Source organism: Roseovarius aestuariivivens (assembly GCF_004761875.1).
GTDB lineage: Bacteria > Pseudomonadota > Alphaproteobacteria > Rhodobacterales > Rhodobacteraceae > Roseovarius > Roseovarius aestuariivivens.
On record NZ_SJEY01000012.1, the window covers coordinates 23,635 to 41,764 of the forward strand.

The 18,130-nt window shown below is 60.2% G+C and carries 21 protein-coding genes, 1 tRNA gene and 1 pseudogene; 10 read left to right on the forward strand and 13 right to left on the reverse strand.

What is annotated here, in order from left to right; all coding sequences use genetic code 11:
- Positions 1-12: 12 nt before the first annotated feature.
- The 8 genes and pseudogenes from EZV60_RS19260 to EZV60_RS16825 form a co-directional block, all read right to left on the reverse strand.
- A complete protein-coding gene (locus EZV60_RS19260) occupies positions 13-678 on the reverse strand; it encodes a hypothetical protein (protein WP_210115118.1) in 666 nt (221 codons plus the stop codon).
- 197 nt (positions 679-875) lie between these two features.
- Positions 876-1,366 (reverse strand): annotated as a pseudogene (locus EZV60_RS16795) (DDE-type integrase/transposase/recombinase).
- 142 nt (positions 1,367-1,508) lie between these two features.
- Positions 1,509-2,624: an NADH:flavin oxidoreductase/NADH oxidase gene (locus tag EZV60_RS16800; RefSeq protein WP_135506835.1), complete on the reverse strand. Its 1,116-nt coding sequence runs from the start codon at positions 2,622-2,624 to the stop codon at positions 1,509-1,511.
- 58 nt (positions 2,625-2,682) lie between these two features.
- Positions 2,683-3,570 carry a terminase small subunit gene (locus tag EZV60_RS16805; protein WP_135506837.1) on the reverse strand — a complete coding sequence of 296 codons (888 nt, stop codon included), beginning with the start codon at positions 3,568-3,570 and terminating at the stop codon, positions 2,683-2,685.
- A 54-nt stretch (positions 3,571-3,624) separates the two neighbouring features.
- Positions 3,625-4,332 carry a helix-turn-helix domain-containing protein gene (locus tag EZV60_RS16810; RefSeq protein WP_135506839.1) on the reverse strand — a complete coding sequence of 236 codons (708 nt, stop codon included), beginning with the start codon at positions 4,330-4,332 and terminating at the stop codon, positions 3,625-3,627.
- Between the two features lie 4 nt (positions 4,333-4,336).
- On the reverse strand, positions 4,337-5,734 hold the full coding sequence (locus EZV60_RS16815) for a replicative DNA helicase (RefSeq protein WP_135506841.1): 1,398 nt from the start codon (positions 5,732-5,734) through the stop codon (positions 4,337-4,339).
- Between the two features lie 3 nt (positions 5,735-5,737).
- On the reverse strand, positions 5,738-5,941 hold the full coding sequence (locus EZV60_RS16820; protein ID WP_135506843.1) for a hypothetical protein: 204 nt from the start codon (positions 5,939-5,941) through the stop codon (positions 5,738-5,740).
- Complete coding sequence (locus EZV60_RS16825; RefSeq protein ID WP_135506845.1) at positions 5,934-6,167, reverse strand: hypothetical protein; 234 nt, start codon at positions 6,165-6,167, stop codon at positions 5,934-5,936. Before EZV60_RS16825 ends, EZV60_RS16820 begins: the two co-directional genes overlap by 8 nt.
- 522 nt (positions 6,168-6,689) lie before the next feature.
- Here EZV60_RS16825 and EZV60_RS16830 point away from each other — a divergent pair.
- The gene (locus tag EZV60_RS16830; RefSeq protein ID WP_167853562.1) at positions 6,690-7,319 is read left to right on the forward strand and encodes a hypothetical protein; all 630 of its coding nucleotides are present in this window, start codon (positions 6,690-6,692) and stop codon (positions 7,317-7,319) included.
- Positions 7,320-7,530: 211 nt separating this feature from the next.
- On the opposite strand, the gene EZV60_RS16835 is transcribed toward EZV60_RS16830, so the two are convergent.
- A tRNA-Ser gene (locus tag EZV60_RS16835) sits at positions 7,531-7,620 on the reverse strand.
- A 122-nt stretch (positions 7,621-7,742) separates the two neighbouring features.
- Here EZV60_RS16835 and EZV60_RS16840 point away from each other — a divergent pair.
- The 7 genes from EZV60_RS16840 to EZV60_RS16870 all read left to right on the forward strand — a co-directional run bounded on the left by EZV60_RS16840 (position 7,743) and on the right by EZV60_RS16870 (position 13,032).
- On the forward strand, positions 7,743-8,396 hold the full coding sequence (locus EZV60_RS16840) for a hypothetical protein (RefSeq protein ID WP_135506849.1): 654 nt from the start codon (positions 7,743-7,745) through the stop codon (positions 8,394-8,396).
- A 9-nt stretch (positions 8,397-8,405) separates the two neighbouring features.
- The gene (locus tag EZV60_RS16845; RefSeq protein ID WP_135506851.1) at positions 8,406-8,666 is read left to right on the forward strand and encodes a hypothetical protein; all 261 of its coding nucleotides are present in this window, start codon (positions 8,406-8,408) and stop codon (positions 8,664-8,666) included.
- A gap of 204 nt (positions 8,667-8,870) precedes the next feature.
- Complete coding sequence (locus tag EZV60_RS16850) at positions 8,871-9,809, forward strand: tetratricopeptide repeat protein (RefSeq protein WP_167853563.1); 939 nt, start codon at positions 8,871-8,873, stop codon at positions 9,807-9,809.
- A 69-nt stretch (positions 9,810-9,878) separates the two neighbouring features.
- Positions 9,879-10,586: an ABC transporter permease gene (locus EZV60_RS16855; RefSeq protein WP_135506855.1), complete on the forward strand. Its 708-nt coding sequence runs from the start codon at positions 9,879-9,881 to the stop codon at positions 10,584-10,586.
- A 1-nt stretch (position 10,587) separates the two neighbouring features.
- Positions 10,588-11,319 (forward strand): ABC transporter ATP-binding protein, encoded by a 732-nt coding sequence (locus EZV60_RS16860; protein ID WP_245306339.1) that lies wholly within the window; start codon positions 10,588-10,590, stop codon positions 11,317-11,319.
- Between the two features lie 18 nt (positions 11,320-11,337).
- The gene (locus EZV60_RS16865) at positions 11,338-12,144 is read left to right on the forward strand and encodes an ABC transporter substrate-binding protein (RefSeq protein ID WP_135506859.1); all 807 of its coding nucleotides are present in this window, start codon (positions 11,338-11,340) and stop codon (positions 12,142-12,144) included.
- Positions 12,145-12,150: 6 nt separating this feature from the next.
- The gene (locus EZV60_RS16870; protein ID WP_135506861.1) at positions 12,151-13,032 is read left to right on the forward strand and encodes a helix-turn-helix transcriptional regulator; all 882 of its coding nucleotides are present in this window, start codon (positions 12,151-12,153) and stop codon (positions 13,030-13,032) included.
- Here the strand turns inward: EZV60_RS16870 and EZV60_RS16875 are convergent.
- The 3 genes from EZV60_RS16875 to EZV60_RS19180 are packed head-to-tail and all read right to left on the reverse strand — an operon-like array spanning position 13,029 to position 14,589.
- On the reverse strand, positions 13,029-14,216 hold the full coding sequence (locus EZV60_RS16875) for an MFS transporter (RefSeq protein ID WP_135506863.1): 1,188 nt from the start codon (positions 14,214-14,216) through the stop codon (positions 13,029-13,031). The genes EZV60_RS16870 and EZV60_RS16875 overlap by 4 nt on opposite strands.
- Before the next feature lie 51 nt (positions 14,217-14,267).
- Positions 14,268-14,411 (reverse strand): hypothetical protein, encoded by a 144-nt coding sequence (locus EZV60_RS19175; RefSeq protein WP_167853564.1) that lies wholly within the window; start codon positions 14,409-14,411, stop codon positions 14,268-14,270.
- Between the two features lie 34 nt (positions 14,412-14,445).
- Positions 14,446-14,589, reverse strand: coding sequence for a hypothetical protein (locus EZV60_RS19180; protein WP_167853565.1), 144 nt, complete (start codon positions 14,587-14,589; stop codon positions 14,446-14,448).
- A gap of 559 nt (positions 14,590-15,148) precedes the next feature.
- Here EZV60_RS19180 and EZV60_RS16880 point away from each other — a divergent pair.
- Entirely contained in the window at positions 15,149-15,811 is a 663-nt protein-coding gene (locus EZV60_RS16880; protein WP_135506865.1) for a VPLPA-CTERM sorting domain-containing protein, read from the forward strand.
- Between the two features lie 576 nt (positions 15,812-16,387).
- On the opposite strand, the gene ychF is transcribed toward EZV60_RS16880, so the two are convergent.
- Complete coding sequence (gene ychF / locus EZV60_RS16885) at positions 16,388-17,485, reverse strand: redox-regulated ATPase YchF (RefSeq protein WP_135506867.1); 1,098 nt, start codon at positions 17,483-17,485, stop codon at positions 16,388-16,390.
- Between the two features lie 185 nt (positions 17,486-17,670).
- On the opposite strand from ychF, the gene EZV60_RS16890 reads away from it, so the two are divergent.
- Positions 17,671-18,129 (forward strand): hypothetical protein, encoded by a 459-nt coding sequence (locus tag EZV60_RS16890; protein ID WP_135506869.1) that lies wholly within the window; start codon positions 17,671-17,673, stop codon positions 18,127-18,129.
- Position 18,130: the final 1 nt, after the last annotated feature.

The following is an 18,130-nucleotide window of genomic DNA, read 5'->3' on the forward strand; positions in this document are numbered from 1 at the left end:
AAAAGGCGCGACTCAGCCGCGGCGGCGGCGTCGCCCAACGAAGCCGAGCCCCGCGAGCCCCGAGAGCATCAGCGGCAGGGCGCCCGGGACCGGAATGGCGGAAATCACGTTGCCGAATTCCAGGTTGTCTAGGAAATAGCCCGCGGTGCTCAGGTCGTCGAAATCGATGTGGAACCGATGCATGCCGGCGAGCGCGAACACCTGGTTGCTGAACGAGGAGCTGGAGACGTTGCGGGCTTCCAGCAGGTTGTCCTTCACGTCGTAGACGCTGATCAAAAAGTTGTCGACGTCGCCCCCGGTGTCGCCGAGGTCGAAGGCCACCGAACTGGTCGTGCCGGCGACGCTCGAATTCGCCGGATCGACGAAGTTGAAATAGATGTCGGACGCCGCGAAGGTCTTGAAGCTGCCGTCGGCCTCGAGCCCGGCGATGGCGTTCGGGGCCGAGACGTATTCGCTAAGGAAGCTGATCACCGCCACGCCGGCACTGACGCCCGCGCGGCCGAAGACGACGCCGAGGTTCGCGAGATCGTCGGTGAGAACCGCGCTCGCGGCGGGCGTGCCGCTGCCAGTGCTTACGGAGGTGAGGGAGTCAAAGTCGACGGTTGTGGCCGACGCCGACGACGCCGCGCCCATCAGTGCTATCGCGGCCGCTGCGCCGCACAAGGTTCTGGAGATCATGAATCTTTTCCCTGAATATAGTTTAAGAAACGCCGATATCACCAATGCCCGCGAAGGACACGCGCGCACCCACGCGTTAGTTTTAGGCTTCAATTAATACCATCGTCTCCATTCGAAAACAACCCGGTGCGGACCGCGGGCGCGGGTGCTGTCAGACGGATTCGAACTCGTCTCTACTTGTACTGTGAGGCTGCCCCTTATTCGATGCAGAGATCGCGCCACTCGGCCAAAGCAGCGGCTCGGTTTCGCTTGAAATTTTGTCTGCTGTAGAGGCTGCGCTCCGAATCGAACAAGTTGTGGATTGAAGAGTGGACGGCGGCGAATTTCTGCAAACTTCGCATACGCCTGAAGCTGGACATGGCTCGCTCTCTTCGTCGAAATGGCAGGTGCGCGTTTTCTATTCGGTTGTTCAGCCAGCGATCTTCACGAAAACCTCGTCGAGATGCCACTGGTGGTTCGAGTATGCACGCATCCGCTGAGTCCTGGTGTTGTGGATCTCAGAGGCGAAAAGCGGGCCAAACTGCATCCACCAAAATCGGATAGACTCGCGGCTCACGTCGATGCCGCGCTCATGCAGGAGGTCCTCGACATTGCGCAGCGAAAGCGGAAAGCTGACATATATCATCACCGCCAGGCGGATAACCTCGCGGCTGGTTCGGAAGTAGCGGAACGGGTTGGGCTTGCTCATTCAGGAAGGGTAGGGGCCGACCAGAACGGTCGCAAGTTCATCCCTCTGACACTACCCGAGCGGGCAAGCCAGCCGAAGTCCTCGCTGAAAACCCTACGACAAGATTTTCCTCTGACAGCGCCACTGTGCCCCTTCGACCGATTCACCTCTGCCCAATCTTAATGTCCTTAAACAGGCTTTTGAACTCTCGGGGCTGGCACCGCCAGTACTGCTTGGGCGCTGTCACCTGCGCGCCCAGTTCGGCCGCAGCGTGCCATGGCCAGCGTGGATCGTAGAGCATGCCACGCGCTAGGGCGATCGCGTCTGCCTGGCCGTTCTGCAGGATCTCTTCGGCCTGGGCGGCCTCCGTGATCAGCCCGACCGCGATGACAGGCAGGCCGATCTCGGCCTTGACACGTTCGGCGAACCCGACCTGGTAGCCGGGCTCCAGCGTGATCTCCTGCAACGGTGACACTCCTCCGGATGAGACGTGGATCGCGGCACAGCCGCGCTGCTCCAATGCATGAGAGAGCGCGATCGTGCCGTCCAGGTCCCACCCGTCCGGTACCCAGTCCGAGGCTGATACCCGGACCCAAACAGGGATTTCGGCGGCCACAGCCTCTCTCACGGCCTCGAAAACCTCGAGTGGGAAGCGCATCCTGTTCTCCAGGCTTCCCCCGTAGTCATCTTTTCTTTGGTTCGAAAGGGGCGATAGAAACTGGTGTAGCAGGTAGCCATGCGCCATGTGAAGTTCGATCCCGTCCAGTCCCAGAGCCACGGCACGCCGTGCCGCTTTAACAAAGTCGTACCTAACGCGCGCCAGACCTTCGGCATCAAGCGCAATTGGGACATCCTCGCCCTCGGCATGTGGGACCGCAGAAGGGGCCTCGGTTTTCCACCCCTGCGGCGCATCAGGCGCGATCTGGGCGCCGCCCTCCCAGGGAGCAAGGCTCGACCCCTTGCGACCGGCGTGCGACAGCTGGATCGCGATCGGCATGTCAGAATACCTACGCACCGAATCCAGAACCCGGGCGAGCGCGCGCTCATTGTCTTCAGAGTAGAGTCCAAGATCATGCGGAGAAATTCGCCCCTCGGGCGACACAGCTGTCGCCTCAAGAATTAGTAGTCCCGCCCCGGACAGCGCCAGGCTGCCTAGATGGATTATGTGCCAATCCTGAGCATTCCCGCCGACTGCCGAATATTCGCACATCGGCGCAATGATGATGCGGTTTTCAAGGCGTAGCTGGCCCAGTGCGAGGTCTTGAAAGAGGAGGCTCATATTTGCTGTTCCTGATGACATGTCGTCCTGACCTACCCTTGAGGTCTGCCCGAGGCAATCAGCCATGTGATCCTGACCGGGAGTCTGCCGCAGCGCGCTCACCCTCATCCAATTCATCCAGTCGGTGCTCGTTCTCTCGAGCATATTGGGGCGTTATAGGCGGTGAAGCGGCGCTGATGGCTCTTGCAGCAGCGATCAAGTCCTCAGATGCATTGAGCTTTACATCGTCCTTGAACATTTGCAGGTGGCGCGCGACTTGTTCGAGAGCCTTGGCCCTGTCAGCAATCTTGATCTCAATTCCGTCTTTGGTCTGCTTCACGCCCTCATACAGCGGATGTGAGAGGGCCTCACGGGTGTCGGCTACCACGACATGCACGATGCCTTCACCGGCGCACTCGGGGCAGTCTGGGTTAGGATCGGCGGTCGGGTCGAACCCATAGCCGCCCGCGTCGGTGGGTATGCCGGGGATGCGCTCGCCTGCATCGAACTTCACGCCCAGCTCAACGAACTTGTCCGGATCGTCGGTGCCAAACTGGCGGCGGATTTCCTTGTCGTAGTGTTCGCGGAACTCGCGGGCGGTCTTCCACTGGTATTCGTGGTCGACACCGTGACAGTACCGGCAGCAACGGCGCTCCACGCGGACTAGCTCATTCACGTCAGCTGTTGCTTTTTCCCATAGGCGTAGAAGAACGTCATTGGCTTCGATTTCGAGCTGCCTCGCGCGTTCCCGGGCCAACTTGTTGATCTGCGCCTTGATGTGAGCATTGGTGAGCAGTCTGTAACCTTGCTCCTTGGCGGCTTTCTCAGCGTATCCTGCGCGGATGGCAGCCTGCGTGGCGTTTCGATCTTTAAGGTATTCGCGACAAAAAGCATCGCGCTTCCAGGTCAGCCCTGACGGTGCAAGGTTTGCCGGATTCTTGTCGCTGCTCTTCTTGCTCTTTGCCATAAGGTGGTCCTGTTGACTGCTTCTATTCCGGGTTTGTCGTTGACGGCTTCATTATCATTCTTGGGCCAGAGCCAAATATTTTGGAATCCGCGGATCTACCTTGGCGCCAGCCTGGTCTTCATCGAGCCACCGGTGCTCATTCAGAAAAGTCGCTGGATGAATATCAGTGGCTGTCGGGTTGTTTTTTCGCCAGGAGATTGCCCACTCATAGACACGCTCAATAGCCTGAACCTTGTTTGGCTTTGAAAGGCGCTGAAACGCTTTCACGGCTTTTTGTTTGCCCTGCTTTTTGAGCGGCCACTGTTCCCAGAAGTTCGAAAAACACGGATCACCGGTACGGTGATCTTCTTTTTGACGGTTCTTGACGGTTCCTGACGGTTCGGGTGCAGCTCCTGCGGGGGGAGGGTGCAAGAGCTGCGGGGGGTCCCGCATTTCCTGCGGGGGTGCAGGATCTGCGGGGTGCATCTGTTTCGGGGGGGTATCTGCCGGGGCGTTGCTGTCCTTAGACGGATAAACGGTGAAGAGATTACAGCCTTTGGGGCCAGCATTTTCATCGACCCGCAGCTTACCGACTTCGCGAAGGTCTTTGATTGCCTTTTGCACCGTTCTCGCAGAAAATCCAGTCCGCCTCGCCAGCCTGGCTATTGAAGGATAACAGACGCCCTGATCGTTTGCATGATCAGCAAGAGATCCCAGAACGAGCTTTTCAGTCGGCGAAAGATCTTCGTCTTCCCACACCTTTGATGTAAACTTATGGCTCATGTCTTTATTCCCAAATCAGATTTAACGCGGGATTAAAGTGAAGCTTTGCCGTCCCAATCGCGCCCTGGCGCTGCTTCGCGATGATGATTTCGAGGCGGTTGCGCTGGTAGGCCAAAGCTTTTTCCCAGGCTGAGTGCGCCTCGTGATCTTTTGGATCGGGTTCATCCCGTTCGAGATAATATTCATCGCGGTAGCAGAAGAGGACGCCATCAGCGTCCTGCTCAAGCTGACCGCTTTCTCTCAAGTCTGACAACATGGGACGTTTGTCATCGCGCTGCTCAAGCGCCCGGGACAACTGCGACAGTGCGATGACCGGAATAATCAAGCCCATGGCCATGCCCTTCAAAGCAAGGCTTACGTCCGTGATCTGTTCGTAGCGCGTTGCCGCCTTCGAGCGCAAAAGCTGCGCATAATCGACGATCACGAGTGGCAGCTTGTCCCCATTCATCCGGCGCAGAGCTTGTTTGACACCGACCTGCAAGAGGCTCGTGTCTTGATACTCGCGTGGAAGGAAAGTGATGGGCAGATAAGCCACTTCATGAGTGGCCTTCTCCAAGGCGTCACGCTGCTTTTCCGAGAAATTTCCTGAGCGCAGATTTGCGTATGATACGGCAGAAGAAGTTCCTCCTGTCGCTTCGGACAGCGCCCGCATCGCCATCGCCTCGGGTGTCATTTCAAGGCTGGCAATGACGACCGGGTGCCCAGAACGCGCGGCATTCAACCCGATGAAAAGTGCGATTGCCGTCTTGCCCATCGAGGGACGTCCGCCGAGGAGCCACATTTCCCCAGGTGCGAACCCGGGCACAAACCGATCAAGTGAGTTAATCCCCGACATAACGCAGCGCCGCTCTTCTCCGCTATACGCGGCATGTATTTCCTTCAAGGCGCCTTCAACGGCCAGCATCATCGAGATGGGTTTGACACGGCTTTCAGCGGCAGTAAGCGTCTGAAAACGGGCTTCCATTTGCGCAGCAACATCAGATGCGCTCAAGTCGCCGTCAGCGATCCCGTCCTTGGCATCGCGCATGATTTCGAGCAGTTGGCGCTTGGCGGAAGCCTCGGCTACGATCTCGGCATACTCCCCGATTTGCGATGGAGAGATCGAATAACCTGCTAACTTGGCGAGATAGCCGACACCACCAAGCGGCTCCATTCTTTCTTTCAGCTCTTCTGATATGCTGGCTTTGACCGTGACGGGGGAGACAAGCTTGTCTGCTTTTTCCAAGTTGCGGCATACCCGGTAAATTTCCGCATGAACCGGTTCGAAAAAAATGTCGGCGCCGCCCGCCGACTCAACAGGTCCGCATGAGCAACCCAACAGAATCGCGCCAAGGATCATCTGTTCCGCCTCAACGCTATGTGGCTCTACTTCTTTTTGAGCTTTGGGGGAGACCGTTTTCATTGATCACCCCGACTTTTCTTTTTTGAAGTTTTCCAGTGCGTCTTTGACAACTTGGCCCAAAGGCTGGCTGATGTGTTGCCACTCGTTCGATTTTTTTCCCTCAGGTATCTCAACATCACGAGCACCTCGCGCATTGCCGAGACGGGTGTCTGTGACGAATTTTGGATCATCGAGAGGCACGGTAGGGTTTTGTGGCATCTTAGTCATTGGAGCCACCTTCACCGAATGCCTGTTGTTTGCGACGATAAGCGCCTAAGAGCACGCGGGTTGTGCCGCCAACGCGAACAACCGGCCAGTGGCCGTCGCGGACGCGGCGCCACGCCGTGGACATGGAGACGTCTTCAAGAGCCGCGATTTCACTGACGCGTACAAGCGCGCTGTCCGGCAGCACTTGAATTTCACAGAGACGTTCGGTGGATACTTTCTGTCGCATGATGATGCTTCCAAAGTTTCACACCCGTCTCGTAGACGAGTGCTTTAGGTGGAAGCCACGCATCATGCAGGGCTGATACTCCCAAAATAATGTGTCATGTAGTGCAGGGCAACACCAAATATTGATCATATGTCGAAATTCTAGTTTGCTCTGTCAAATGCCAGCGCTCTGAGTTTTCCCTCAAAATATTCAAGCGAGGATGGCTTAAACTACGGACCTGCAACCACATGCAAAGGTTCTTTGAAGGGCCCTATGTCTTGTTCTTACAAAATGAGACTGCTGCTCGTCGTGCCGAGATTTGCTTCATTTGCACGGCATGTTAGCGTCGTGGCTGAATCTCATCGCGTGGTGCAATAAGAGATATGAAGACAGGTCAAAGCATGAGCGCAGGACTCAAATCTTCCGAAGATTGCGGGCTTATGGCTGACGTCATACGCCGTGGTTATGAGAAGCTTCTCTAAGTAGTTCGAAAGGGACTTAATGCCTAAGAAATGCAAACTGTGCGGTAAGAACTTTGCTTACGTGGATGATGATAAAGATGATATTAAACTTCATGAAGAAAAACATGCTCCATTGCTTGAGGCTTTGGACCCAAACCCTTCGCCAACTTTCCAGAAAGCGTTTGAAAACGATCAAAGTGTAGTTTGGATTACTGATCAGTCCGAGCCGTGGTTGCGAAAAGAGGTTCGTCTAAGGGCAGAACTGTTCCAGCGCGAATTTAACTACAACCATGTTCAATGGGAATATGATGGGTGTCCTGAGCGAAAGGGTTTAGGCTTCCTCTTTCACGATCAGAGTTTTCGCATCATAGGTGCCTGCGTTTTTCGTCCTATTTGGCAGGGTTATCAATCCAAGGGACGCAGTGAAAAAATGCGCATGGACTGGCTCTGGATTTGTACGAGATCGCGGCGGAGTGGTGTATTGGCTCGCCAATGGGGGCTATTTAGAGAGCGTTTCGGCGTTTTTGCTTTAGAACATCCACTATCTGACGAAATGCTCAGCTTTTTGAAAACTTACTATCCAGACCATGAAGTGGCATATCGAGGAAGGACTATTCCTGTTTATAAATCCGAACAATTAGATGAGCTTAGCCGCTTAGAACGTCATGACCTCAGCCAGTATATCCCGGGCTGGGGTCAAAGCTTCAACTAATGGGCGTAAGGCAGATACGCGTTCTGACATGCATTGGATAGACGGACGTTCCACATCTTTAGAGTTATGCTTGCACCGCGCAGAATCGTGGTTCTATGACTAGAAACCGCTGAACCAAATTTCACATCTGCACCAAGTGTATCCATAACTGTATCCGACAAGAAATCGGCGAGGAATTATTATTTAAAATCAATATTTAAGATAGGTTTTGTGGCGGAGACGAAGGGATTCGAACCCTCGAGACGGTTTCCCGTCTACTCCCTTAGCAGGGGAGCGCCTTCGACCACTCGGCCACGTCTCCGGGGACCCGTCTAATGCGACACGGCGCTCAGGACAAGGGCCGTTTTGCACTTGCCAGGGTCGCATCTCAGGGTTGCGCGCCCGACCGTCCTGCGTAAGCTTGCGTCGGGAAAAGGGTGGTCCATGGTGGAAAAGGTTCTGCATGCCGGCAATATCGCCGCGACGCTTGCCGCGGTCGCCACGGCGACCGAAATCACCCTGGCCGGCGGCTCGGTGTCGGCCATCGGGGCGGCGCTCTCGGGCCATGCGCTTTTTAGGAAGCTGGACACGCCCGACAAGGTCCGCGCGCTCGAAATTGCCGAACGGGCCGACGCGCACCTGAAAGGGGACCACCTGACCCCGGATCGCCGCAAGATCCTGATCCAGATGTTTGCGGCCTTTCTGCCCTCCGATAGCGACCTCGCGACGGGCAGCATGCAGCCCGCCCCGATCGTCGCCCACATGCAGGCGCGCATCCGGGACGAGGCTCGCGACAGCGCTTATCGCACTGAAACCGCGCTGGATGACTACGCGGCACTTCTGCACGCCATCCTGCCCATAGCCCTGCAACCCGCCTCGCGCCAAGAAGCCATGCTTCAGGAACTCCTCGCACGCACCGATGATTCCGAAGGTGGCAAGCGAATGCGCGAAGAAGGCATCACCGAACGCGCCATCATCCGGCTGGCGCAACGCGTGGCTCAGGACACCGATGATCTGGCGGCGGCGTGGCGCGAACTCCAGAACGCGATGTACATCGCCGTGCGGTTGCAGCGCGAGGGGCAGGTCACCTCGAACTAGGGCGGCTTCGTGGATCAAGTCCTCGCCCGCATGGCTGAACTGGCGCGCGAGGGCGACTATGCCCTTGCGGGCGAGGAAATCGACGCCGCGCTGGCCGAGGAGGACGCCGCGCATACCGCACGCAAGATCCGCCTACTCGACAGCGGTATCGAGGCCGCGCTGCTCGACGACAACACTGCCCGCGCCGCTGATCTGCTGATCCGCAAGGCGGATCTGGAGGCAGGCGGGAAAGCGGCTCTGGAAGATCTGAGAATGCTGTTCTTTGCTTAATATGAGAAGGGCCATGATCGAGGACTAAAGCAGCCACTGGAACTTGCCGTCGACTTAGCCCGAATTCTTCACGAACGCGCCGAAACGCGGGAGCAACGTGGTGCGCTTCTGAATGACCTCGGCATATCGCTGGCGATATTAGGAAAACGAGGGGCCAATCCTGCGCGCCTCGAGGCAGCTGTCGCGGCTCATAGAAACGCTTTGTTGGAGCTGACGCGCGACCGTTCGCCACTGGACTGGGTCAAGGTGAAGATGAACCTTGGCATTGCGCTCAGTATCCTCGGTCAGCGGGATGCCGACAATGTCCGACTCGAAGCAGCGGTTGCAGCCTTCGAGCTTGCTTTGCAGGAGCGGACGCGCGATCGCGCGCCTCTGGACTGGGCGAACGCACAGACGAATTTGGGGAACGCTCTTCAAGCTCTCGGAATAAGGGAGGCTGATACCTCCCGGCTAAGGGCAGCTATTGAAGCCCACGAAAACGCGTTGCAAGTGCAAACTCGTGAGCGCGCTCCTTTGGACTGGGCGAGCACGCAAATGAATCTAGGGGGTACGCTTCGGTCTCTCGCTGAGCGAGAGTTCGACAGCTTAACACTGAAGCAAGCGATCGGATGCTTCGAGAATTGCCTGCAAGTAATCACTCGTGAGCGAGCACCGCTGGACTGGGCTGGAGCGCAAATCAACCTAGGGACCGCGCTTCAAACTCTTGGCGCACGGGAGGCTGGCACTGCCCGGCTGAGGGCGGCTGTGGCGGCCTTTGAGCATGCCTTGCAGGAGCTTACCCGCGATCGAACACCTTTGGACTGGGCCTTGACCCATATGAGCCGAAGCGTGGCGCTGCGGATCCTCGGGGAGCGTGAGAACGACATTACGTGGCTGGAGGCGGCGATTAAAGCCTATCTTGCGGCCTTGCAGGTTTACACTCGCGAGCGGATGCCGCTCGATTGGGCCAAGGTTCAAGGTGGACTCTGCTACGTCGATCTCGCATTTTTCGATCTGACGAAGAACCCGGGCCATCTCGACCGCGCCATGGCCAATGTTGAGGCCGCCGAAGCGGTGTTCACGAAGGCGGGCGCGACGCAGTACTTCGCCCAGGCCGATTCCCAGATCGCAGGAATCGAGGCGCGCCGCGCCGGTCCGTCCTGACGCCCTTGCGCGCCTTGCAAAATTTCCGCATAACTCACGAAACTGGGAAATAATGCAAAGTAACGCAAGATGTCCGACCTTTCCGAGGCTGTCTCTCTCGCTCTCACGCTCGTCCTCACCTTCGATTCGGACCTGATCGAGATCGTCGCGCTCTCCCTGCGCGTCAGCCTCAGCGCGGTTCTTCTCGCCTGTCTCATCGGCCTGCCTCTTGGCGCCTTTCTCGCCATCACCCGTTTTCCCGGGCGCGGCGTGGCGCTCACGTTCCTCAACGCGCTCATGGGCCTGCCGCCCGTCGTCGTGGGCCTCATCGTTTACCTGCATCTCTCCCGCGCCGGCCCTTTGGGCTTTCTCGGTCTCCTCTACACCCCCGCCGCCATGATCATCGCGCAGACGATCCTCATCACCCCCATCGTCGCGGCGCTCTCGCGGCAGGTGCTCGAAGACCTCCACCTTGAGTATGCCGACCAGTTCCGCTCTTTCGCGCTGACCCGCGCCCAGACCATGCGGGCGCTCATCTGGGACGCGCGCTATTCGCTGCTGACCGTCGCCCTGGCGGGGTTCGGCCGCGCCGTGGCCGAGGTTGGCGCGGTGATGATCGTGGGCGGCAATATCGATCATCTGACGCGCGTCATGACAACCGCCATCGCGCTCGAGACCTCGCGCGGGGAACTGGCCCTGGCCATGGCGCTGGGCGTGGTGCTCATGGTGCTGGCGCTGGGGGTCAACGCGGCCGTCCACGGGGTGCGCGCCACCGCGGCGCGGCAGGCCCATGCGTGACATGACCGATAGCGCCCTCACCCACGCGCCGGGCATGAGCCTGCGGGTCCGCGATCTGTCGCATCGCGCGGGCGCGCGCCGCCTGCTCGACGCGATTTCCCTGTCGCTGAAGCCTGCAGGCGTGACCGTCATCATGGGCCCCAACGGCGCGGGCAAAAGCCTTTTCCTGCGCCTCGTCCATGGCCTTGCCACGCCAACAGCGGGCCAGATCAGCTGGGGCGGCGCCTTGCTCAGCCCCGCGCTCACCCGGCGCCAGTCGCTTGTCTTTCAGAACCCAGTGCTGTTGCGCCGCTCGGTTGCGGCCAACGTGGATTTCATCCTGCGCGCGCGGGGCCGATCCGACCCCGCCAAGCGCGACGCCGCTCTCGCGCGCGTCGGCCTGAGCGACGAGGCCCACCACCCCGCCCGCCGCCTCTCTGGCGGCCAGCAACAGCGCCTCGCGCTGGCCCGCGCTCTGGTGACCGAGCCCGAGGCGCTCCTTCTCGATGAGCCCACGGCCAGCCTCGACCCGGCCTCGGTCCTGATGATCGAGCGCATCGTCGCAGACACGGCCGCGCAGGGCACCAAGATCGTCTTCGTGACTCACGATATCGGACAGGCCCGCCGCCTTGCCGATGACGTTGTGTTTCTCCATGCCGGGCAGCTCGCCGAATACAGCCCCGCCGCCCGTTTTTTCGACGCCCCCCGCAGCGAGGCCGCACAGGCCTATCTGCAGGGCCGCCTGCTGATCTGACAGAAAGAAGGACATCGGATGCTCAGACCCGTCCTGACGACACTCACCGCCTTGGCCCTCGCAATGCCCGCCGCGGCCGAACGGATCCTCGTGCAGTCCACGACCTCCACCGCCAATTCCGGGCTCTACGATCACATCCTGCCGATCTTCACCGATGAGACAGGGATCACCGTCAACGTGGTTGCCGTGGGCACGGGGCAGGCCATCAAGAACGCGCGCAACTGCGACGGCGACGTGCTTCTGGTGCACGCCAAACCGGCGGAGGAGAAGTTCGTCGCCGACGGGCGCGGCGTGGCGCGCGCCGACCTGATGTATAACGACTTCATCATCGTCGGCCCCGGGGCCGATCCGGCAGGGGTCAAAGGCATGGAGGATGTGCAGGGCGCACTGACGAAAATCGCCGAGACCAAGGCGCTCTTCGCCTCGCGCGGCGACGAGTCCGGTACGCATAAGAAAGAGCGCGCGCTTTGGGCCGAGACCGGCATCGACCCGACCGGGGCCTCGGGCGGCTGGTACCGCGAAACCGGCTCGGGCATGGGTGCCACGCTCAACGCGGCCCAGGGCATGGCCGCCTACGCCATGACCGACCGCGCCACATGGCTCAGCTTTGCCAACAAGGGCGATTTCGAGATCCTCGTGCAGGGCGACGCGGACATGTTCAACCAGTACGGCATCATCCTCGTGAACCCCGAGGTCTGCGCGAACGTCAAGGCCGAGGCGGGCCAGAGCTTTATAGACTGGCTTTTGTCCGACGCGGGGCAGGGGGCCATCGCCGGCTATACCCTGGGCGGCGAACAGCTCTTCTTCCCCAATGCGGGGGACTGATACCCGATGACCGACACCTCGCCCGAATTCCTCACCGTCAAGGAACTGGCCGCGCTCCTGCGCATCAAGGAGCGGAAGGTCTATGACCTTGCCGCCTCGGGTGAGGTCCCGTGCTCTCGCGCCACCGGCAAGCTTCTTTTCCCCGAAGCCGAGATTCGCGACTGGATCGCGGGCGCCAGCAGCGGCACCACCACGCCCGGGCCGGACCGCCCCGCGGTATTTCTGGGCAGTCACGATCCCGTTCTCGACTGGGCCCTGCGCCAGTCGCAATGTGGCCTCGCCACCTATCTAGACGGAAGTCTCGATGGCCTGTCGCGCTTTCGCTCGGGGGCGGGCATCGCGGCGGGGGTGCATATTCACGATGCGGACACGGACGAATGGAACATCCCCCGCGTGTCGAAACTTTTCTCAGGCCGCGACGTGGCGCTCATCGGCTTCGCGCGTCGCCAACGGGGGCTGGTCCTCGCCCCCGATCTGGTGGGCAAGATCGGCAAACCCGCCGATTTGATCGGCCACGCCTTCGCCGCACGTCAGGCCGAATCCGGGACCGAGCGACTTTGGGGCGATCTGCTGGATGCTGCGGGGCTCAAACCGGGCGATATTCCGGTCGCGGAAACGACGCGCAGCGAGATGGATGCGGTCCTCGCCGTCGCCTCGGGTACGGCGGCGGCGACCTTCGGGCTCGAACCCTTGGCCCGGCAATTCAGCCTTGGCTTCGTCCCGGTCATCGAAGAACGCTTTGACCTGCTCGTTGACCGCAAGGCCTATTTCGACCCGCCGATGCAGGCTTTCCTCGCCTTTTGCCACTCACCCGCCTTCGCCGCCAAGGCCAAGGCGATGCCGGGTTACGACATCGCCGATCTCGGCGCCGTGCGCTGGAACGGCTAGGCGGCGACGGTCCGCGACGGGCGCTCCTGCACGCGATCCGGGCTCAGAGCGGCTGCCGTCATCGCCGACACATAGGCCGCGCAGAGGAACATGATCTCACCGCCGAGCTGCGTCGAAACCTCACCGGCGAGGATCGGCCCCAGCACCGAGCCGACGCCCACGGCCATCAGCGCCACGGTAAAGCTCAGTGACGGCAGATCGGGGAAGAGCCGGTCCGACCAAAACGCCAGGATTGCGCTCATCATCATCACGAACGTGCCCTGCAGCCCTGCGGCCAGGATCACGGCCCCCCACGCCGTCGGCGCCACCGCCACCAGTGTCATCGAGAGGGCCGAGGCCAGCATCAGCGCCCGGATGAGGTTCACCAGACCCAGCCGCGCCTTGAGATGGCTCGTCGCCAGCCCGCTGAGACCAACCAGTCCGAACGTCATGAACACCAGCGCGGGCGTGGTGCCACCGGGCATGCCGGCCAGACCCCCGGCCTGCTCGATCCGGTCGGCGGCAAAGGACAGAAAAACCGCCGTCGTCAGACCAAAGGACAGTGCCACGCCATAAAGCGGCAGCGCCGAGGGCCGCGCCAGCGCGCTCCACGGGCTTTTTGATCCCGGCCCGGGCCGCCCGGCCACGTCGCGCAGCGACGGCGCCGCGATAACCAGCGCCAGCGCGCCCAGGCCGGCAAAGACGACCCAGCCTGCACGCCACGAAAACCCCGTCGTGTCTGCCATCAGCGCCACCAGACCGGCGGTCGCAATGCCCACGCTCGTCCCCGTGCTGATGAGCGACAGAGCGGTGGGCCGGTCCTCGTCATGGATGAGCTGGTTGACCGCGTTGTTGAACGGCGTCCAGGCAAAGCCGGCGCTGCTCATCGAAAAGAAGACGCCGATGTAGAGCATCCAGAGCGTCTCTGCCCGCGACACCAGGGCGAGGCCCAAAGTGGCCGACACCAGCCCCAGCGCCACCGGCAAGCGCGGCCCGCGCCGCGCGGTCAGCCAGTAGGCCGCGAAAAGGCCGACGAGCATGCCGAAAAAGCCCAAGCTCGAAAATTGCCCGGCGGCGCGCGTCGACATCTCGAACGTGCCGCGAAACTCCGAAAGGAAAAGGCCGAACCCCATGCGGGCCGGCCCATAGGTGATCGCTGTCGCCGCGAAGCCCGCGACCGACAGCTTCCAGAAAGGGGATAACATATGTACCTCGCGATGGTCTGCGAGGATGAGACAGCAGCGCGTCTGCGGACCTTAAAAGATCCCGTCGCCGCCCTCTTCCTCTTCGATGATCTGGTCCGCGGCCACAACGGCCCCGGCGCCAATGGCCGGTGCGCAGGCCTGCAGGGCGGTCATACTGCCCAGAAAGGCAAGGGAAAGCCAGAAACGATGGGTCATGGGAAACTCTCCTGTTGGGGCAGGGGGGAGGCGCTCAGTCCACGCTCTCGTAAACCGCCGAGGTCGTATTCTCGACATCCTGCACGAAACCTTCGGTTGTCTCGCACCCGGCAAGAGCCAGAAGTGCAAGCGAAAGGACCAAAAAGGCGCGGGCGGAATCGTTTAAAATCGTTGTCATGGCCTACCAACGCGACGGATCAACTCATCGTTCCCCCGGAGATGAAGCGGCGTACAAGTCCAGACGGGTGAGACACCTGCCTGCTCTCGTTTTTCGCGGTGCACGTCCGCAACCAAAACAACGGGGTGCGTGAGGATCATGGCCGCTCCGAGGCCATAGCGGCCACTAGGATACTTGTCAGCGAACGGCAGCTTCGAGCCCTTACTGACCTATGCTGCGCCGGCCACGAGGAGCAGCAAAGCGCGGATGGCGGCCTTTGCAAAGTCCCGTGGTTCACCGAAAGGAGGGAGGACCGTTGCGGCATGCGCACTCGCACATTACAGCCCTTTGTTTCGCAGACAGCAAAATTCAAACTTGAACGGCAAGCGGGCGGAGGAGGTTGACGTTTGGCTGGTTGGAGACTTCGCTCAAACGGAAATTTGAGATTTGCTGGCGACTCCTACCGCTCGACCGACCAGTGCAAAAAACTATGCAAATTTTTCGTAGATGGTTAAGGTAGTTAAATTGCGTTCAGAGTATTTTACGCTCGTGAGATCTAAATATCGGGGGACTTTGAAGAATGAAGACTTTAATCGCTTTCATAACAGCTGCGGGCATGAGCCTGGCGAGCGGAGCCTATGCCGCGACCTTGCACGGAGCGTTCTACAACACAGGCGGCAATCAAGGTGGTGGTTCGCCGCTGACAAACACCATGACACTGGCCGACACGTTCCTGGCTGGAAACCCGACCCCAACCGCCACGTTCAAATCGACTGGTATCGACTACGGTGGGCCCTCGCCTTACATTTTAAGCGACTTGGGGACGTTCCTCGGGGCAGACGCTGCCTCGCTCAGCCCTGCCTCTGCCGCTTCGATCGACATGCTGGGCTCGGTGATTGTCCTGACGGGCACCATCCGCCTCGGAGCGGGCATCAACAACTTCGAAGTCTTCAGCGATGACGGATTCTCGATGCTTCTCAACGGCGTTGAAGTCGGCCGGTTCGAAGGGTTGCGCGGTCCAGGCTCGTCGTTCTTCAACGTCGACGCTGGCTTTGGTGGCGACGTAAACATGGAGCTGCGTTACTTCGAAGGGGCGCTGACCCAGGCCGCGCTTCGTGCCGCGCTCAACGGCAAAACGATTACAGGCTTGCCAACTCCTGTGCCGATTCCGGCAGCCGGGTTCCTGTTGATCAGCGCGCTGGGTGGCCTGGTCGCAGTCAAGCGCCGCCGCAAGGCCGCGTGAATCTTCGATCAACCGCTTAACAAGATACAGAAACGGCGGCCTTAGGGTTCGCCGTTTTTTTGCATCGACCAGGCGTCTCTTTGAAATGGGAATTCCTGTCTTTGGCGGCAATCTGAAAAGGAGGCGGCTCGCGTCAGAGCGAACCTATTTTGCAGGATCAGGCGCGGGCAGAACACCGTCTCGGCGAGGGTCGTCAGCCCATCGGTCAAAAGCAGCCATTCGGCTTTGCAGGCACAGGTATACAGCCTTGTTGCTTTCTGGGTTGGCTACCAGAAGACGACAGAACTAGCCCAAAGCGGACGTGTCACTTCCGGAGTCAAATCGCTATACCTGTTCTTTGCAGCAGGACCACCGAAGTAGGAAGAACAAGGGCAACGCTGCCATTCAACTTTTCAAAGCGAACGGCAGCTACGTCCGCAAAGCCGACGGTAATTCGTTGCTCCCAAGCCAAGGGATGAGCGTATCAACCGCTTGTCGGATGTCGACGGCTCGACATATGCGTCCGGTCTTGTGACAGGCTGCGCAAGCGCAGTGCGAGAGTAGTCACGCAATCGCCGAGGTGCCTGCTAAAACCTCTCAGGTGTTGAAAAGGAAATGCAGCACGTCGCCATCCTTGACGACATAGCTCTTGCCCTCCGCGCGCATCTTGCCCGCTTCCTTCGCCGCTTGCTCACCCCCGAGCGAGACGAAATCGTCATAGGCGATGGTTTCGGCCCGGATAAATCCCTTTTCGAAATCGCCGTGGATGACGCCCGCCGCCTGCGGCGCGGCGGTGCCGGTGCGGATGGTCCAGGCGCGCGCCTCCTTGGGGCCGACGGTGAAATACGTCTCCAGATGCAAAAGGTCATAGCCTGCGCGAATGAGCCGGTCGAGCCCGGCTTCCTCCAGCCCCATCTCCTCCAGGAACATCGCGGCTTCGTCCGCGTCGAGCTGGCTGATTTCTTCCTCGATCTGGGCCGAGATGATCACGCTTGCCGCGCCCTGCTCGGCGGCCATGGCCTCGACCGCTGCTGAATGGGCGTTGCCGGTGGCGGCGCTCGCCTCGTCCACATTGCAAACGTAAAGGATCGGCTTCGTGGTCAGAAGCTGCAGACCCTTCCATGCTTTGGCGTCCTCGGCATCCACCTCGACCAGCCGCGCGGGCTTGCCCTCTTCCAGCATCGCCTGCGCCGCGGCCAGAAGACGGTCGGCCTGCACGGCCTCTTTGTCATTGCCCTTCAGCTTGCGCACCAGCCCCGCGCGCCGCTTCTCGATGCTTTCCAGATCGGCGAGCATCAGCTCGGTCTCGATCACCTCGGCATCCTCGACCGGGTTCACGCGCCCCTCTACATGGGTCACGTCGCCATCCTCGAAACAGCGCAGCACATGCGCGATGGCGTCGACCTCGCGGATATTGGCCAGGAACTGGTTGCCCAGCCCCTCACCCTTGCTGGCCCCCTTCACGAGGCCCGCAATGTCCACGAAGGTCATGCGCGTCGGCACGATCTGCTTCGACTTGGCGATCGCCGCCAGTTTGTCGAGCCGCGCGTCGGGCACCGCGACCTCGCCCACATTGGGTTCGATGGTGCAGAACGGAAAATTCGCCGCCTGCGCCGCGGCGGTCCGCGTCAGCGCGTTGAAGAGCGTCGACTTGCCCACATTGGGCAGCCCCACAATTCCCATCTTGAAGCCCATGATGCACCTCTCTGGCCAGACTCGCGCCGCTTCTAGGATCAGCCCGCCCCGGACGCAAGTGGACCCGCACCGCGCGTGGCCTGCATAATTCGCTTTGTCCCCGACGCCGGCTGGCGCACACTCCTGGCATTGATCCCAGCATCCGGCATGTCCCGCCGCGATGCCCCAGCCATATCGAGACGAACATGACAGGAACGCCCGCCAGTATTCCCCATCTGATGATCAACTTCACCAATGAAAATCAAAAGCCGAAAAAGATAGATTGCGGTCCCGCCAGCTATTCCCTCAGCTTCGACGCCCCGGCACAGGCGGGGGCCGCCTCGCCCCCGCTCGTGCTGCATTGCACCTTGGGGTCCTGCCGGTACCTGCCCGAACTTCTGGAACTCCTGCAGACAAAGAAGGCCTTCGTTTTCGTCCTGGGCAATCCGACCGCGGACGGCACGATCGAAAAAAGCGGCTTCCGCTATGATGTGACCGACGCGGTCCTCGACCATATCTCGATCACGGGCGAGCCCGGCCTCGAAGAGATCGCCGTCTCGATCAAGGTCCAGACCGACAGCGAGTTCCATTATTTCGGCAAGACCCACGATAACCAGGGCAAAGAGATATCGCTCGACGACACATATATCTGGAAGCAGCACTGAC

What these genes read in the sequence shown, in the direction of transcription:
- EZV60_RS16860 (WP_245306339.1), top strand. Translation starts at nt 10,588, where the DNA reads ATGACCGATAGCGCCCTCACCCACGCGCCGGGCATGAGCCTGCGGGTC.
- ychF (WP_135506867.1), bottom strand. Translation starts at nt 17,485, where the DNA reads ATGGGCTTCAAGATGGGAATTGTGGGGCTGCCCAATGTGGGCAAGTCG.
- EZV60_RS19175 (WP_167853564.1), bottom strand. Translation starts at nt 14,411, where the DNA reads ATGACCCATCGTTTCTGGCTTTCCCTTGCCTTTCTGGGCAGTATGACC.
- EZV60_RS16875 (WP_135506863.1), bottom strand. Translation starts at nt 14,216, where the DNA reads ATGTTATCCCCTTTCTGGAAGCTGTCGGTCGCGGGCTTCGCGGCGACA.
- EZV60_RS16890 (WP_135506869.1), top strand. Translation starts at nt 17,671, where the DNA reads ATGACAGGAACGCCCGCCAGTATTCCCCATCTGATGATCAACTTCACC.
- EZV60_RS16840 (WP_135506849.1), top strand. Translation starts at nt 7,743, where the DNA reads ATGGTGGAAAAGGTTCTGCATGCCGGCAATATCGCCGCGACGCTTGCC.
- EZV60_RS16870 (WP_135506861.1), top strand. Translation starts at nt 12,151, where the DNA reads ATGACCGACACCTCGCCCGAATTCCTCACCGTCAAGGAACTGGCCGCG.
- EZV60_RS19180 (WP_167853565.1), bottom strand. Translation starts at nt 14,589, where the DNA reads ATGACAACGATTTTAAACGATTCCGCCCGCGCCTTTTTGGTCCTTTCG.
- EZV60_RS16865 (WP_135506859.1), top strand. Translation starts at nt 11,338, where the DNA reads ATGCTCAGACCCGTCCTGACGACACTCACCGCCTTGGCCCTCGCAATG.
- EZV60_RS16815 (WP_135506841.1), bottom strand. Translation starts at nt 5,734, where the DNA reads ATGAAAACGGTCTCCCCCAAAGCTCAAAAAGAAGTAGAGCCACATAGC.
- EZV60_RS16800 (WP_135506835.1), bottom strand. Translation starts at nt 2,624, where the DNA reads ATGAGCCTCCTCTTTCAAGACCTCGCACTGGGCCAGCTACGCCTTGAA.
- EZV60_RS16825 (WP_135506845.1), bottom strand. Translation starts at nt 6,167, where the DNA reads ATGCGACAGAAAGTATCCACCGAACGTCTCTGTGAAATTCAAGTGCTG.
- EZV60_RS16855 (WP_135506855.1), top strand. Translation starts at nt 9,879, where the DNA reads ATGTCCGACCTTTCCGAGGCTGTCTCTCTCGCTCTCACGCTCGTCCTC.
- EZV60_RS16880 (WP_135506865.1), top strand. Translation starts at nt 15,149, where the DNA reads ATGAAGACTTTAATCGCTTTCATAACAGCTGCGGGCATGAGCCTGGCG.
- EZV60_RS16805 (WP_135506837.1), bottom strand. Translation starts at nt 3,570, where the DNA reads ATGGCAAAGAGCAAGAAGAGCAGCGACAAGAATCCGGCAAACCTTGCA.
- EZV60_RS19260 (WP_210115118.1), bottom strand. Translation starts at nt 678, where the DNA reads ATGATCTCCAGAACCTTGTGCGGCGCAGCGGCCGCGATAGCACTGATG.
- EZV60_RS16810 (WP_135506839.1), bottom strand. Translation starts at nt 4,332, where the DNA reads ATGAGCCATAAGTTTACATCAAAGGTGTGGGAAGACGAAGATCTTTCG.
- EZV60_RS16820 (WP_135506843.1), bottom strand. Translation starts at nt 5,941, where the DNA reads ATGACTAAGATGCCACAAAACCCTACCGTGCCTCTCGATGATCCAAAA.